The following is a 16,461-nucleotide window of genomic DNA, read 5'->3' on the forward strand; positions in this document are numbered from 1 at the left end:
TCCAGAATCTTTCACCAGCGCGGATATCGCTGGGCCCAGCCGTCGACCTCGTGCAGCGCCGAGTGGCGGTCGAAGTGCCAGAACGCGTCCGTGGCGATGTTCTCCACCAGGTAGCGCAGTTCCAGTTGCTCGACCCACTTCTGCGGCAGACCGGGGATACCGGTGCGGGCGCCGAGCAGCGCGCCCGCGATGGCACCGGTGATCGCGCTGCGGCCCGAGTGGTTGACCGACCGCAGCAGTGCCTGCTCCGGGTAGTTCTCGAAACCGGACAGCGCCGCGAACGCGCGGCCCAGCACGGAGAGCGTGCCCTTGCCGTCGCCGATCAGCTCCGGGACCCGCAGATCGGGCAGGCCGTGCTTGCCGAAGAACGGCACCGATTCCGCGACCATCGCCTTGAGATCCGCCCAGACCGGTCCCCGCTGGTGCGGGTTCTGGTCGCTGAAGATCTCACGTGAGGTGTTCCAGATCGGGTAGCTGAACGCCTCCGAGGTCAGCGCGGGTTCGAACAGCCAGCTCAGGTAGGTCGCCGCTTCGACGTCGACCTCACCGGGATGCGTCACCGCGACGAGGTCGCGCACCGCTTGGCGTACGCCGCCGCTCATCGCGCTCCCCGGTCCCGCCGCGGTCATCGCCGCCGGCAGCGCCGCGACCAGCGCGTCCGGCCCGCTCATCGGCATCGCCGTCGGCGAAACGGTCGCCAGCGCGTGGTAGGCGTTCAGTTCGGCGTCGTCGGGGGTGCGGCGGACGCGGAGTTCCGGCACCTTCACGAGCCAGCCGTCGGCGTTGTCCAGCGGTGCGCCCTGGGTGTGCAGCCAGCGCATCAGCGAGTTTCGGGCGACCGTCCCGAGCGCCTTCTCGGCGTCGCGGTTCTCCGGCTGCTCGCGATGCGGGCTGCGGATCACGGCCTCGGTGTAGAACAGCAGCCGCTGGGTGAGCGGCCCGAACCGGCCGGGCTGGTCGAACGCGACCGTCAGATCGGTGACCCCGTCCGGGCCGTAGGTGTTGTGGATCTCGTCGAGCCGCATCCGGTCGACGGCCGCCCCGAGTGCCTCACCGAGCGCGAAGCCCACGTACGCGCCCGTGACGCGCTGCCAGCCGTAGCGCGAGCTGGAGCGGTCTCGGTCGAAGTACTTGCCGAAGGTGTCCAGCCGCGGCTGGATCTGCCCCTCGTTGTCGTAGCCCGGCGCCAGCCCGTTCACGCGCAGGTCGTTCGGGCGGACGCGGGGTGGCTCCGGCTGCTTGAGCCGCGCCAGCCACGACTGGCCGAGGACGGTCTTCTGGCATTCCTCGGCGGTCAGTTCGAACCCGCGGCGGCGTGCCCGTTCGGCGGCGGCCAGCGGCGGCTTCACCGGTTCGGGCAGGCCCATCTTCGCGGCCGTTTCGGCGGCGAGGGTCTCCAGCTCCGGATCCGCTTCGGGGCAGCGTTCGTTGACGTCGACCCCCGGGCCCCGGCGCGGGAACCGCAGGGCGGTCTCGGCGAGTTCGGCGCCGCTGACGTCCTCGAACGTCGCGGGACCGCCGTTGATCACGAGGTTCGGTGGGCTCTCGTACCCGGCGAGGGTGGCGATGTCGACCTTCCAGTACCCGTGTTCGCGGGACGGGAGGTTCCTGGTCGAGCTGAACACCCTCAGCTCGGCGCGTTCCTCGTTGAAGTAGAACCGCTCCGTCTTGCCCGACGCCAGGTCGAGCGGGACGTAGACCTCGCACCGCAGCAGACCGATGAGCAGCTGTTCCCTGGTCAGCCAGCCGACGCTGGCGAACGACAGCAGCGTTTCGAGCTTGTTCTCCGGCTTCGGGTAGCCACGGCGGACCGGACCGGCCTTGTACTCGGGGTTCTCCCGTTCTTCCCCGGTCTGCACGCCGTCCGCGTTGACCTTGACCCAGCCCGCGACGACCACCGGCGGGACGCCGAGGTCACCGAGCCCGGCCTTGGCGTACTCGGGGTCGACGACCTCGCGCCAAGCCTCCTGGCCGGGGAACGCGACCGGGACGCTGAGCCCGCCGGGCTGCGGATGCGCCTGGCGCAGCTCGCCGTCGGGTTCGCGGACGATCACCGACGGCGGCGGGAAGATCTCCTTCTCGGCATGACCCTCGTCGAGGAAGGCGATCGTGTTGTAGGGGACCGACCAGCCTTCGGGGATGCGCAGGACCTTCTCGTGGTTCACGCGCAGGCCGGCGCCGCCCGGTTCGGACACGTCCGGACCGTGGACCGCGCGCAGCCACTCTTCGACCTTGGCTACCGCTTCCGCCGATTCCACCTACTCGATCCTCTCCAGGCTGCCGTCGGACACGTGCTCGGCGATGGTCCTCGGGAGCACGTAGGCCACCGCCCCACCGGGCATGTTCGCCCAAGGGACGGTGACACCGATGATCACGTGGAGCGGGCGTCGCAGCCGGTAGGTCCCACCGACACGCTCCCGTTCCAGCGGCAGGGACGTCGTGGCGAACCGTACCCCTCCGTGGTGAACCAGATTGCCGGTTTCCTCGCCGAACCGCAGTACGACCGTACCGGCGACCATCCGGCTGACGCGCTTGTTGCGGAGCAAGGTGAGGGGAGGCTCACCCGGCGCCGCCCGCACCGGCCAGTCGGCGAGTTCCTTCGCCGTCTCCAGTGGCGTCTCGTGTCCGGCGGTCATCCTCGCCGGATGCAGCAGAACCGCGCCGAGGAGCTGATGCGACGCGTCTTCGAGCTTGTCGAAGTACTTCGGCGAGACCGCGGCGCCGCCCGAGTAGGCCGCGACCTCCCAGCCCTTCTCGGTGAAGTTGAGGCACCAGGCGCCGTCCGCGCGGTCGCCGATGCGGTAGGCCTCCGGCCAGACGGCGTGCTCGCCGAGCCTGCTGACCAGCACGACCAGGAGTTCTTCGTCGGTCAGCGCCGGATTCGGCGACGTCTCCAGCTCCGCGGCGATGTCGCCTTCGGTCTTCTTGACGTCGGAGCGGCCCGGTTTCGGCCGCGGCTTGCCGAGCAGATCCGCTTCCGCGGTCCGCCGCACGAGGTGCTCGACGTACGGCGGCTGGAACCGCTGGCCCCGGATGTGCTCCACCAGCTCCGGCTCCGGCGAGATCCCGTATTTCCGCAGGTAGTGCGGCACGGACGCGTGCCAGATCCAGGTGCCGTCGGTGTGGTAGCTCTCCGGGACGTCGCCGTCGGCCTCCGGATCGAAGATGTCCTTGCCGAGACCGCTGCCGGAGAGGATCGCCGGTTCACGCTCGAGGTACTGGGCGATCAGCGGCGCTTCCGACTCGTCGAGCTCCGGTCTGTCCACCACCGGCGGCTCGCCCTCGGTGTACGCGTCGACGATCCGGGCGTGCCGGAACTCGACGCGCAACGGCAGCTGCGCGCGGAGCCGCCACCAGTCCGGGATGTGCTCGTCTTCTCGAGGGAACGCGGCCAGCTCGTCCGGGTACGCCGAGGACGGCGGTGCCTCGGTCCACGCCGGCTCGTCGTCGAGGGTGAAGTCGAAGTCGAAGGTGCCATCGGGCTTCAGCGTGAACCGGGACTGAAGCCAGGTCCCCCGGCCGGTCGCGTACATACCGGTGCGGAGCCTGCCGAAAAGATCGTTCAGCTCGGGTGCGGGCGCGAGGTTGTGGCCCTCGAGTTCGGTGTGCTCCCCGGCCTGCCGGAAATCGGCGACCGCGGCATGGGCGGGGTCGGTGATACCCGCCAGGATGAGCCTGCCGATCTGGACCAGCAGCCCGCGCTGTTGTTCCGGAGTGAGTTGTTCCACGTGAATCATCGCGCCCGGTTCGGCCGGCTGAGCGGGCTCATTCCGAGTCCCCTTCCTCCGGTGGTTCGTATCCGGGGAAACGCGGCTCCGCCCGGAACGACGGCGGCTCCCCGGCGGCGCGGCGGGCCAGCTCGTCCTCCCACATCTTGAAGGTGCGCTTGCGCAGTGACTGGATCAAGGCCGATTCCTGCGGTTCCACGCGACGGTTCTCGCGCCTTGCCTGCTGGTAGAGGCCGTCGATGGTCTCGTACAGCGCGAAGATCGGACCGCTGCCCTTGAGGTACCGCTCGCGGGCGCGCTCGGTCTCCTGGACGAACTTCTCTTCGGACACCTTGCTGATGTCCGAACTCGCCATCGCCCACATGACCTCGCGCACGTGCTCCGGCTTTTCGTCGAACTCGCCGGAGCGCAGGTTGAGGAGGTAACCCGTCAGCCCACCGTCGGGCGTCGACTCGATGCGGTAGGTCTTCCCGAAGTAGGTGTAGAAGGACGGTGTCTGGATCACGTGTTCTCCTCAGGCGGCAGGCCCTCGCGCAGGCCGGCCATGAACTTCTCCCGGACCCGGTCCATCAGGGCGGCGTCCAGCAGGGCCTGTTCCGGGGACAACCTCTTCTTGTTGTTCTCGTCCAGTGTCAGGTTGTACGTCGGGAAGTCACGGCGGACCTCGTACAACGCGTGTTCGTAGGCCGAGACGGTGTCGATATGCCTCAGGTGCAGCCGCAGTTCGGCGACATGCCCGTTCGGCAACCGGACGTTCATCTGCAGATCGCGGTACCCACTGTCCTGTGGCCCCGCGAACCGGTCGTCGAAGCTGACGATTTCGAGATCCGGGTCGGCGATCACCGCGTCGAGCGCGTTGTAGACATCGGCCAGGGTGCCGAACTGGATCTTCGCTCCCACCAGATCCGTCAGCAGGGAAGCGTCACCCTCGTACTTGGCGATCTTCGCCCGGGCTCGATCGTCGTCCTTGGGACTCGGGCGGCTACCGGCGTGACCGTCGTTCTCGCTCGCGATACGTTCGGCGATCCGGTTGAGGTCACCCTGATTCTGAGGCCAGGCCGCTCGCTCGGCGGCGAGGAACTCATCGATCTTCGCCGCGTCGCCGATGTGTTCCGGAGAAAAACCGGCGTGGACGCGATGGTCGGGGTCCGACTCGGCCGCGATCCGCGCCGCCGCGTCAGAGACTTCCCGCTGCTCCTGTGTCAGCGGGGTGTCGCCAGGACCGTCCTGGTGGACGTCGTCGATCATTTGGTAGCCGCGTTCCTCGACGTCACGCAGGGCGTCTTCGAGGATCGGGATGGCTTCCGGGTGCAGCAGCAGGCTGCCGATCGTCATCGGGTTGTTCAGCAGCGAAGCCCGCAGGTACGCGTTGTCCGGGTGCTCCATCAGCCGGACGAGTTCCGGATGCGCGGGCAGGTGCTCGCGGATGAAGTCCCGCATCGGCCCGACGTCGTGCTTGACCCCGTTTTCGTCCTCGTGGACGGCCCGCTTCTTGTCCGGGTCCAGTCCGTCGACGGCGGCCGCGACCTCGGGATCGTTCAGGAACCGTTCGGCCTCGGCCCGGTCCCCGTGAGGCGGCTCGTCGTGTGCCATGCCGTAGCCCGCGTCGCGCGGCGGCGTCACGATCGGACGGCCGTCCGGCCCGATCCGCGACGGCTGCACGTCGGGCGTGTCTTCCCTGGCGAAGGCGATGCGCGGGTCCACCGGCGGTTGATCCGGCCGCGCGAAAGCGATCCGCGGGTCGACGGGCCGCGTCGACGAGGTCTCGGTCTGCGAGGTGTGCCCGTCGGTGTGCTGCGCGGCCGGGCCCTCTGGGACACCGACGTGCATCAGTTTCATGCCCAGCGGCGGATGCGGCAGGTTCATCAGCGCACCCGACTGCGGGTCGATGAACGCGACTCCGTCACGCGTGTTGGCCACCATCGCGACGTGACCGCGCTCGACGCCGTTCTCGTCGAGGTACTTCACCGCCACGACCGCGTGGTGATCGGTGGGCATGCCCCGCATCTCGCGGATGACGGTGTCGTAGTCGGCGCGGTCGGAGAACTGCCCGCCGAACCGTTCCTCGACGTGCTCCAGCGTGCCCCGGCTGTCCATCTCGTGCACGAGCAGCGGCTCGGCCGTCGAATCGATGCCGTTCAGCCGGTCCATGTACGCACCCGGCGTGCGGGTGCAGTTGGACCGGTAGCCGTTCGTCAGCGCGTCGGGGTCGTTGAAGTGCGGGTTGACCTCGCCGAGCCGCGGGTGCCGGTCGGCGATGTACGCGGCCTGCTGAGCGGGGCTCGCCGAACCGGCGTGGATCGCCGGTTCGCTCGGCGGGTTCGTCGCGACCGCCATCGACGAGTAGTCCCGCTCGGGGACCGGCAACTCCGACGACTCCACCGTGTCTTCGGTGGCGGAGTGGTCCTGAGCGGGCTGTTCGCCGTACTCGTGTCCCTTGTCGGCGTCCGCGACCCCGTGCTCCGCCGGATTTTCCGTGGAGAGATGCGGGGTCTGCGGCTCGTCGAAGCCGCCGAGGCGCGCCATCGACTGGGCCTGGGCGAGACGCGCGAGTTCCGGCGCCTCCGCGGCGTGCCGGGCCCGCCGCTCGTCCATCTTCTGCTTGGCGGTCTCGGGGTCGAGGTAGCGCGGGTCGCCCGGAGTGACCTCTTCGGCGTGGATGACCCACTTCGGCCGGTCGACCAGTGGCGGAGTCTTGAACTCCTTGCTGTGCACGTAAAGCTGCGTGGCCGGCTTGTTGATGGCCTCGTGCTCGCCCGGGTTCTCGGCGAGCGACGAGACGTCCTTGCCCGTCTTCGAGACGATGTGGATCTCGACGTCCTGGCCGAACTTCGACTTCGTGTCCGGCGACGTCTTGATGGTCGAGCTGGTCATCGTCGGCTCGGGGACGGTCTGGCCGGGTTCGTAGTGCGCCGCCATGATCGCGGCGGCCTGCATGTCGCCCTTGGTGTCGATGCCGCGGATGGCCTCGCCGTGGAAGTCCGGCAGCTCGTTGAGCGCGCCGACGATCGCCCGGGTGCTGCGCTGGGCGTTTTCGAAGTCAGGGTGCGACTCACCCCGGCGGTTCGCTTCGTTGATCGCGTAGGCGTGTTCGCGCGAGTACGAGTAGATCGCCTCCGCCGCTTCGGGCGAGACGCGGTCCTTCAGCGGGCTGGCTTCGAGCCGCTTGAGCGCCTTTTCGCGGGCCTGCTCGGCGAGGTCGGCGCTGTCGTAGCGATCCCGGAGGCTCTTGTGATCCTCCGGCGTGCCACGGAAGTTTTCGTCGCCGAGGTAACTCTCGTCGAGTCGCGTGGGCGTTTCTTCCGGGCCCTTGAGCCGTTCGGCGATGTCGACTTCGGTCTTGGGTGCCTGCTCCTGGACCGGGGTTTCGGCTTCGTCCGTCCGGTCGGTGTGGGTCTCGGTGTGCGTTTCTGTGTGCGCTGGCTCCGGTGCTTCCGGCGTGTGGACGTGCGGAGCGTCGCCACCGCCCATCGGCATCGCCCTGATCGACGTCGGATCGTCGGGCAGCGTCGCGAGCCGCCCGGTCATCGGGTCGGCGAAGACGACGCCGTGCGGCGTGTTCACCGCGGCGACGATCCTGGTCTCGATCCGGTCCTTGGACCGCGGCGAGCCCTCCGGCGCGTCCGGATCGGCGGCGGCGTGATGCTCGAACGCCACCGCGGTCCGCGCGCCGACCGGACGTTCACCCAGCTCACGGGCGACGTCGGCGAATCCGTTCCGATCCGACCACTGCCCGCCGAGTCGATCGCTGACGTGCTGCAGCGGCGAACCGCCGGTCGACGGTCCGGCGACCGAGTCGCCACCGTTCATCCGGTCCTCGAACGCGACCAGCGCCTCGGCCGAGTTCGTCTGATAGCCGTCCTTCCACGACTCGGGCGCGTAGTAGTTGCGGGTGTTCGCCTCGCCGATCGCGGGAACCTCGTCCATGACCAGCCGGACCTGCTGGTGCGGCGTCTCGGTCGAACCGGCGTGGATGACCGGTGTCCCGCCTTCTTCGAGCGGCTTCGCCAGCTCGGACCAGCCGCCGTCGGGAACGTGTTCCCTCGGTGGCTTGGGGGTCTCCCGGACCGGGGCGTCGGTGACGTCGACCCAGCCGCCCTTGCCGTCGGCCAGCTTGGTTTCGAGCCCCGCGAAGCCCTGGCTCTGGAACAGCTCCGGGTGATCGCGGCGCAGCTGGGCGTCGCGGTCGGCCTCTTCCCTGGCCAGGCGATCCTGCTCGGCGTTGTTGTACTCGCGCCGCTCGGCGACCTTCTGGTGGACCTCGTCCGGGTTCAGGTGGCCGTCTTCACCGGCGACGACCTCTTCGCATTCGACGATCCACTTCGGCAGGTCGTTGGGCGAGCCGTCGTCCAGCCGCTTCTTGTAGTCCGGGTGATCGGGATGCCCCGGGCCCATCTTGACGTCGGTGACGCGCAACTGCGTCGCCGACTTCATCAGCACTTCGCGTTCGTCCTTTTTGGACGCGAGGTCTTCGATGTGGCGTCCGGTCTTCGACTGGATGCGCATCTCGACCTCACCGGGGAAGGTGCTGCGCGGATGCTCGGCGGTGACCCGCGACGTGCTCAGCATCTGCGGGTCGACGATGACCTGGCCCTTGGCGTGCGCTTCGAGGAAGCCGCGGATCGCGCTCTCGTTGCCGTTGAAGTTCACCCGCCGCGAGACGAGGCCTTCGTAGGCGGGCATCTCGTTGAGGCCGGAGGTGATCGCCTCGATATGCGGCCGGAGCGCGTCCAGCTCCGCGCCACCATGGCGCTGGGCGTGCGTGATCCGCTCGGCCATGTCCGTGCGCGTGTAGCTGTGCACCGCGTACGCGCCCTGATCCGACATCTCCTTGACGCGCGGGTCTTCGTGGGCGTCGCGTTTGGCGAGACCTTCGCGGCGGACCTGTTCGCTGCGTGCTTCCCCGGTGTTCTCGTCGAAACCGCGCTTGTCGATCTGTGTCTCGGCGAGCGCGCGGTACGCGGCGGGATCGTCCGTGTGGAAGTCCGGATCCGTCAGGTACGGCTCGTCGACGGTGGAACCGAGGTCGTCGGTGGTCTTGTCGTCGGGCGTGACGTCCTGGGGCGCCTCGGTGTCGTGGGGCGCCTCGGTGTCCTTGGGGGCGTCGGTGTCCTTCGGCGTCTCGACATCCTTCGGCGTCTCGACATCCTTGGGGACGTCCGTGTCCTTGGGCGCGTCGACGTCCTTCGGGAGCTCGGTGTCCTTGGGCAGGTTCCCGCCGTGGTCCAGGGGTGCCTGCCGCGCGTGCTCCACCGGCCGCACCGGGGGCTGCTGCTGCGGGGGACGCTGCGGCTGCTGGGTGCGGTCCTGAGGCGTGCGGTCCTGAGGCGTGCGGTCCTGGGGTCCCGCGTTCCCGTCGTGGCCGGGACGCGGCGCCGGGACCTGCGGCGGACGTTGCGGACCACCGAAGCGCGGCGGCTCGGCGCCGGGCGGCATCGGACGACCGGGCTGTCCGGGATGTCCCGGCTGACCCGGGTGGTGACCGGGCGGAGGCGGCGGCATGGGACCGCGGTTGCCGGGGAAAGGACCGTTGCCCGGATGCTGGGGCCGCGGCGGAGGCGGCGGGTAGCCCGCCGGACCGCGGTTGCCAGGAGGCGGGCCGGGCGGAGGTGTCTGCGGACGCGGCGGGACCCCGCCGTTCGGCCCGGGACCCGGTCCAGGCCGGCCCTGATACCCCTGGGGCGGTCGCGGCGGGCCCTGCGGGCCCGGAGGCTGCGGCGGTTGCTGAGGACGCTGCCGCGGCCCGCGGTCCTGCGGATATCCACCCTGACGGGGGTGCTGAGGCGGCTGCGGTCCGGTCGGACGCGGACCCATCGGGCCTGGCTGACCCTGCGGGCCCTGCTGTCCTCGATGCGGCATGGGACCACCGCCACCACCGGGAGACGGCGGTGGAGGAGGCGCGAAACCACCTGGAGGCGGGGGCTGCATCGGCTGCTGGCCCTGGAAGGGCATCGGACCGGATGGTTGGTCGAAGCGCGGCTGCTGCGGTCCGCCGTTGCCGGCGAGGCCCGCGGCTTGGACGCTGTCGTTCGGCCGGACGGGCCGGGAGGGATCGTGCCCGGCAGGCGGGAAACCGCCGGGGGCAGGCCCGTTGCCGGGCGGGTTGCCGCCGGGCGCCATGCCGTATCCGCCCGACGGAGCGGGCGAGCTCGAACCCGGGCTCGGCGCCATGCCGTACCCGCCGGAACTCGACGGCGCACCCGTCGAGGCGGGGGCGCCGGAGGAAGCGGCGGGCGGCATCGCGCTGGACTGCGAAGGACTCGGCGACGGGTTGTGCGAAGGACTGGGCGACGGGCTCTGTGCCGGACTGGACGCCGGTCCCTGTGACGGGCTCGCCGCCGGACTCGAAGCCGGTGTCTGTGCCGGACTGCCCGCCGGTGTCTGGGCAGGGCTCGCCGCGGGTGCCTGCGCCGGTGCCTGCGTCTGGGCAGCGGGTGCCTGCTGCTGATTCCCCGCCGCGGCCTGCTGCTGCTGACCGGATCCGTTGTCCGCGGCAGCCGCCGGGGCGTTCTGGTGGGTCTGCGCCGCGCGCTGACCGTCACCGGTGCTCGCCGGGGCGTCCGCCGGACGTTCCGGAGCCTGCGTCGAGGACTGGCTGACCCGGTCGTTGTCCGCCGTCCGCTGCGGGCCGTTCTCGGAGCTCGGCGTGTGCTGCGACTGCGGTTCCGAAGAACGCCGCGGCGCGGAATCGCCATCGGAATCGCGACTCGAAGACGCATCACTGTCCGAAGTGGACCGTGGCGCCGAGTCCGAGGATGAGTCCGACCGCGAAGAGGAGTCCGAGGAAGAGCCAGAGTCCGAAGAACTCGGAGTACGCGAAGGCGTCCCGGAATCACCGGAATCCACATCCGGCGTCGAAGGACCATCGGCGTCCGGCGTGGTACTCGGCGTGTTCGCGGTGCGGATGTCGCCGATCTGGCTTTTGGCCCCGTCGACACCGCCGCCGACGGCCCCTCCGGACGCGCCCATCAGGATGTCCTTGGCCGAGAGCTTGTCCAGGTCACCGGTGACGGCGGCCTGGCCGACCGTGCTGGCGACCCCTTCGGCCGCACCGCGCACGGCACCCCGCGCCGCGCTGTCGACGATCTGGCCGCCCACGCTGTCGGAAAGCCCCTTGGTGGCGCCCTTGCCGATACTGCTGCTGCCCGCGCCGACCACGCCGTCGACGGCGCCGCTGATCGCGGAATCCTTGGTCTTGCTGAAGTCCCAGCTGTCGCGGTCGCCCTTGGCCATCTGCAGGCCCTGGATGCCCGCGTCCATGGCGAGGTTCATCGCCGTGTTCTGCAGGACCTCCTTGCCGATCTTCTTCAGGCCCTCCTTGAGAAGCTTCTCGAGGAGTTCCTTCGCGACCTTCTTGAAGCCTTCCTGCGCGAGCTTCTGCATCAGCTGCCGGAAGATCATCTGGACGGTCATGCGGGTGGCGATCTGCGCCGGCGCGATCCCGGCCGTCGACCCACCGAACGTCACCGCCGCGGCCGCGATCATCGCGACGATCTGCGCGGCGAGGATCACCAGCGAGATGATGATCATGTACTTCGTGTACTCGACGTCCAGCGCGGTCGCGTTGCACGAGTCGCCGAGCGCCTTCGAGGAATCGGCGAGCGACTTGAAGTACGCCTCGTCGCCCTCGACGAACTTCTTCCAGGCCTCGGCGAACTTCTCCGCGCCCTCGCCGCTCCAGCCGCCGAGGACCTCGGTGGCGCCCTTGGTCGCGGTGTCGGCGATCGGCTGAATGGCCTTCGAGGCGTTGTGCCAGGCGTCGCGCAGTTCGCGGAGCTTGTCCTCGTCGCCTTCGGGCCAGCTTTCCCCGACGACGATCGGCAAGAGCCACTTGACCGCGTCGGGCATCTCCATACCCACGGCGCTAGACCTTCTTGTCCAGCGTCGACTTGATCTCTTCCTCGGCGTTCGTGAACGCGGTCATCGACCGTTCGACGTTGTGCTGCATGCCCCGCAGCGCCTCGACGATGTTCGCGAACCCCTCGGACGAGCCCTGCGCGCCCGGCTCGTAGTCCTTCGCGAACTCCTTGCCGGCGTCGTCGTTGCCCCAGCACTGGCCGAGCGAGTTGATCGCGGCCATCAGTTCCTTGCCCGCGTCGTCCAGCTGATCCGCGGCGATCCCCAGTTTGGCCGCGGCCGTCTTCACCGCGTCCGGATCCGCGGTGAACCCGGCTCCGCCCCCACCGTTCGGCATCAGACTCCCCTGGTCAGCCAGCTCGAAGGCGGCTCTTCCTCGTCATCGTCCTGCGTCTGACGCACGCGTTTCGGAATCGGTTTCGGCGTCGGCGGCGCGGGCGGGGCCGACGGCGGAGGAGGCGGCGGGGCGTCGTCCTTGCGCAGCAGCGGGTCTTCGAAGTCGTCGTCGGACTTCTTCGGTGCGGCCGGCTCCTCCTCTTCCGCGAGGAAGTCCGGGATCGTCGGCATCAGCCCCTGCAGGGAAGGAGCGCCTTCGATGAGGTCCGAGAGATCCGGCAGCCCTTCGGTGATCGGGGCCATCAGCTCGGCGACCTGCTGCTTGACCTGCAGCGATCCCTGGCGGACCAGGGTCAGCACGGTGTTGGCCAGCTGCGCGGGGGTGGTGCGCTCGAAGGCGTTCGGCTGGATCTCGAGTTTGGCGAGCGTGCCGGTCGCGTCGATGGTGGCGCGGACGAGGCCGTCCTGCGAGACCACCGTCGCCGACGTCTGCGAAGCGGCTTCCTGCGCGTCCCGGAGCTGGGCCGTCTGGCGCTCGAACTGTTCGAGCAGCGTGTCGACCTGGTCCTTCATGGCGGCATTGCGCGCTTCGAGGCGTGCGCTGTCGTCGCCGGCCGTCGTCACTTGAGCCCCCGCGAGTACTGGATCCCGGGCATACGCCACCCGGTGTCGGTAAGCGTCACCCTAATGCCAACGACGCCGCCGTATCACCGGATCCGGCGTTTTCGCACCGCGAGCAGGTGACCGGCGGCGCCCGCCAGGTAGAGGACGGTCGCCGTGATCAGCAGCCCCGGCGACCGGCCGTCGTCCGGGATCACCGTCGCGGCCAAGGAGACCGCGGCGACCTGGGTGATGTTGAAAAGCGTGTCGTAGAGCGCGAAGACCCGTCCCCTCGCTTCGTCGGCGACGTCGAGCTGGACCGAGGAATCGACGCAGAGTTTCAGCACCTGTCCGGCGCCGGTCACCAGGAACGCCGCGGCCAACGCGGCCGGGACCACCATCGGCAGGCCGAGCGCGGACTGCGCGACCGCCGCCAGCACCAGCGCGCCCACCACGAGGCGGACTCTGCCCAGCAGCCGGATCAACCGGGCGGTCAGCAGCCCGGCGACCAGGATGCCCGCCCCGGCGAACGCCGCCATCTGTCCCAGCCCCGCCATCCCGGCGCGGAAGATCCCGGCGTCGGTGAAGTGGTTGCGCATCAGCAGCACGGTCACCAGCAGCGAGATGCCGTACGACGCGCGATGGGCGAACAGCGCGACGAACCCGGCCGTGACGCTGGGCGTGCGCCAGGCCGCCTTCGCGCCGTCGGCCAGGCCGCGGGCGACGGCGAGGGCCGGGTTCGACGGCTCGTCGACCGTCGACGGCCCGAGCAGTCCGCGCATGAAACCGGAGGCGAGGACCGCAGCACCGATCCCGCCCAGCGCGGCGACGGCGGTGACCCACGCGGAACCGGCGTCGTCGGCGCCGGTCAGCCCACGGAGGCCGATCGCGCAGCCGCCACCGACGACGGCGAGCACCGAACCCCAAGTCGCCGCGAAGGCGTTCGCGGCGACCACGGACTTCTCTTCGACGACGTGCGGAAGCGACGCGGACAGACCCGAGCCGATGAACCGGGAGATGCCTTCGGACGCCAGCGCCAGGGAGAACAGCCCGATCCCGGCCGCTCCCGTGCCCAGGGCGACGGCCGTCGCGAGGATGGTGAGGGACCGCAGGAGACTCGCGAAGATCAGCACCTTCCGGCGGTCCCAGCGGTCGAGCAGCGCGCCCGCGAACGGCCCGACGATCGAATAGGGCAGCAGTAGCGCCGCGAACCCGCCCGCCATGGCGAGCGCGTCGGCGGCGCGTTCGGGGTTGAAGAGGACGGCACCGGCCAATCCGGCCTGGTACATGCCGTTGCCCCAGTGCGCGGAGAACCGCGTGAACAGCAGACGGCGGAAGTCACGGTCGCGGATGAAGGTCCGAGGAGGCGCCGGGGCGCTTGTCGTCACGAGCCCGCAGCTTAGGCAAGGCGGCCGGTGCGCTTTAGGGTCGCCTCTCGGCGGCTATGCGCAGTGTGGCTCCAGCCGGACGGTATTCCACAAAGGCGGTTCTTCAGTGAGCCCGGGGGACACGGAAAGCGCACCGACCGTTGTGTCCAACGGTGCTCGTGATGCTGTTGTTCCCAGAGCCGGACGATTTGTCTCCACTCGAAGTGGGATCATGGCGGACGTGCCAGCGGACGCCGAGGTCGAACCGGGAACGCTCCTGGTCGCCGCCCCCACGATGTTCGATCCCAATTTCCGGCGGACCGTCGTGTTCGTCATCGATCACCGGGACGAGGGAACGCTCGGCGTCGTGCTCAACCGGCCGAGTGACGTACCGGTCTACGACGTGCTCCCCAACTGGGGCGGGCACGTCGCCGAACCGCAGTCGGTGTTCGTCGGCGGTCCGGTGGAGAAGAAGACGGCGTTGTGCCTGGCCGCGCTGCGGACCGGCGAGACTGCGTCGAGCGTGCCCGGCGTGATCGCCGTCCGCGGCCCGGTCGCACTGGTCGACCTCGACACCGATCCCGAGATCCTGGTGCCGAAGGTCCGCGGTGTGCGGGTCTTCGCCGGGTACGCGGGCTGGGACTCCGGTCAGCTGGCGAACGAGATCGAACGCGACGACTGGGTGATCGTCCCGGCGCTGCCCAGCGACGTCCTCGCCTCGCCGCACCACGACCTCTGGGGTCAGGTGCTGCGCCGTCAGGGCATCCCGCTGGCGCTGCTGGCCACCCATCCGGGAGATCTCCAGCGCAACTGATCACGCGTGTTACGGGCCTGATCACGCGAGTTACGCGGCCGATCACGCGAGTTACGCGGTGGCGGTGTCGGCCTTCTTGAAGACGCCGCAGGTGCCGCAGGCGCAGCCACTGCACCCGGCGGGCCGCTCCGGTTCGGGCTCGGGCACCGTCGCGGCGGCGCGGTTGCCGAGCACTCCCCCGGCCGCGACCAGTGCGACCATCCCGACCACGCCCACGAACGAGGCGAGCAGCAGCCCGAACGTCGTCGGCATGACCAGCGCGGCGATCCCCGCGAGCACGGCGATCACGCCGCCCGCCAGCGTCGGGACCCCGGCGACCTTGTTGCCGAGCCGGAAGGCGTCTTCACTGCGCATCGTGGCGGCGGTGCGCACGCCGGCGCCGCGGTCACGCGGCAGCTTCTCGCGCAGGCCGAGGAACCCACCCCAGCCGACGAGGACACCCAGCACGATCGGGACCAGCGCTATGACGAACACTCCACGAGGATAAGCGTGACGTTCCGGCAACCTGCCGGATACCCTGATCGACTGTGCTACAGGCCATGTCACGCCGAGCTTTCGCCACCGCCCTGATCGGGGCCGTTCCCCTCACCCTGATGGCCACACCGGCCGCCGAAGCGGGTCACCGTCCGCTTCGCCTGATCGGGGAACAGATCGTCCCGAACGCCCTGCCCTACGAGGGCACCGTCGTCGGCGGCCTGTCCAGCATCGACTACGACCCCCGCACCGGCGAGTACGCGCTGATCTGCGACGACCGCTCCGCCATCAACCCGGCGCGGTTCTACACGGCGAAGTTCTCCCTCGACGCCAAGGGACTCGGCCCGGTCACCTTCACCGGCACCAAGCCGCTCCTGCGTCCCGACGGCACGTCGTATCCGCCGCTCGCGAAGAACGACCCCGCGCAGCCACCGAACATGCGGACCATCGATCCCGAAGAGCTGCGCGTCGACCCCTGGACCGGTCGGTACGTCTGGTCTCAGGAGGGCGAGCGGTCGGCCGCGGCGCGGATCGACCCGTCGATCCGCGAGGCGAAACGCGACGGCTCCTACGTCCGCGACCTGCCGATTCCCGCCAACGAGAAGATGGCCGAGACGGCGGGGCCGCGGCAGAACCTCGCCCTCGAGGGCCTCACCTTCGCGGGTTTCGGGTCGCTGATCGCCAGCTCGGTCGAGGGTCCACTGCTGCAGGACGGCCCGGAGGCGAACACCACGTCGGGCGCCCTTTCGCGCATCACCCTGCAGTCGCGGTCCGGGCCGGTTCTCGCGCAGTACGCGTACCCGCAGGAGAAGGTCTTCGCGTCGCCGAACCCGCCTGGCGCCTTCGCGACCACCGGCATCTCGTCGCTGCTGGCCGTCGATCAGGCCGATCCGACCCGCTACCTGGTGATGGAGCGTTCGTTCGTCACCGGCGTCGGCAACAAGATCCGCGTCTACGAGATCGACACCAAGGGCGCCACGAACGTTCTGAACACGCCCTCGCTGGCCGACGCGAAGAAGGTCAAACCGGTCAAGAAGCGCCTGCTCGTGGACCTGGCGGACTTCAAGTTGTCCACTGTGGACAACGTCGAGGGGATGACCTGGGGTCCGCGCCTCCCGAACGGGGAGCGCAGCCTGGTGCTGGTCAGCGACAACAACTTCTCCGCGACCCAGGTGACCCAGTTCATCGCTCTGGCGGTCCCCTCGGAACGGCTTTGACCAGCGGGTTAAACTGGACTCATGAACACGGCTCGGCTGCTCCTTAGCCTGCCGCGCTGAACTCGGCC

The 16,461-nt window shown here is 69.7% G+C and carries 10 protein-coding genes; 2 read left to right on the plus strand and 8 right to left on the minus strand.

The features are described from left to right. Positions 1-11 precede the first annotated feature (11 nt). The 7 genes from H074_RS22015 to H074_RS22045 form a co-directional block, all read right to left on the minus strand. Entirely contained in the window at positions 12-2,258 is a 2,247-nt protein-coding gene (locus H074_RS22015; protein WP_007032269.1) for an ADP-ribosylglycohydrolase family protein, read from the minus strand. Beyond that, positions 2,259-3,728 (minus strand): TNT domain-containing protein, encoded by a 1,470-nt coding sequence (locus H074_RS22020; protein ID WP_007032270.1) that lies wholly within the window; start codon positions 3,726-3,728, stop codon positions 2,259-2,261. It abuts the gene before it with no gap. 37 nt (positions 3,729-3,765) lie between these two features. After that, positions 3,766-4,233 (minus strand): hypothetical protein, encoded by a 468-nt coding sequence (locus tag H074_RS22025; protein WP_007032271.1) that lies wholly within the window; start codon positions 4,231-4,233, stop codon positions 3,766-3,768. Continuing rightward, positions 4,230-11,582: a WXG100-like domain-containing protein gene (locus H074_RS38810; RefSeq protein WP_007032272.1), complete on the minus strand. Its 7,353-nt coding sequence runs from the start codon at positions 11,580-11,582 to the stop codon at positions 4,230-4,232. Before H074_RS38810 ends, H074_RS22025 begins: the two co-directional genes overlap by 4 nt. Before the next feature lie 10 nt (positions 11,583-11,592). Then, on the minus strand, positions 11,593-11,922 hold the full coding sequence (locus H074_RS22035) for a WXG100 family type VII secretion target (protein WP_007032273.1): 330 nt from the start codon (positions 11,920-11,922) through the stop codon (positions 11,593-11,595). Next, on the minus strand, positions 11,922-12,545 hold the full coding sequence (locus H074_RS22040; RefSeq protein ID WP_007032274.1) for a YbaB/EbfC family nucleoid-associated protein: 624 nt from the start codon (positions 12,543-12,545) through the stop codon (positions 11,922-11,924). The genes H074_RS22035 and H074_RS22040 overlap by 1 nt, the downstream gene beginning before the upstream one ends. A gap of 83 nt (positions 12,546-12,628) precedes the next feature. Then, complete coding sequence (locus H074_RS22045; RefSeq protein WP_007032275.1) at positions 12,629-13,909, minus strand: MFS transporter; 1,281 nt, start codon at positions 13,907-13,909, stop codon at positions 12,629-12,631. A 211-nt stretch (positions 13,910-14,120) separates the two neighbouring features. Here H074_RS22045 and H074_RS22050 point away from each other — a divergent pair, with 211 nt between their 5' ends. After that, positions 14,121-14,702 (plus strand): YqgE/AlgH family protein, encoded by a 582-nt coding sequence (locus tag H074_RS22050; protein WP_007032276.1) that lies wholly within the window; start codon positions 14,121-14,123, stop codon positions 14,700-14,702. Between the two features lie 51 nt (positions 14,703-14,753). Here H074_RS22050 and H074_RS22055 read toward each other — a convergent pair whose 3' ends face one another. Beyond that, entirely contained in the window at positions 14,754-15,176 is a 423-nt protein-coding gene (locus H074_RS22055) for an SdpI family protein (RefSeq protein ID WP_007032277.1), read from the minus strand. A gap of 65 nt (positions 15,177-15,241) precedes the next feature. Here H074_RS22055 and H074_RS22060 point away from each other — a divergent pair, with 65 nt between their 5' ends. Then, entirely contained in the window at positions 15,242-16,393 is a 1,152-nt protein-coding gene (locus H074_RS22060) for an esterase-like activity of phytase family protein (protein WP_007032278.1), read from the plus strand. The last annotated feature ends 68 nt before the right edge of the window (positions 16,394-16,461 follow it).

Source organism: Amycolatopsis decaplanina DSM 44594 (genome assembly GCF_000342005.1).
Taxonomy (GTDB): Bacteria; Actinomycetota; Actinomycetes; order Mycobacteriales; family Pseudonocardiaceae; genus Amycolatopsis; species Amycolatopsis decaplanina.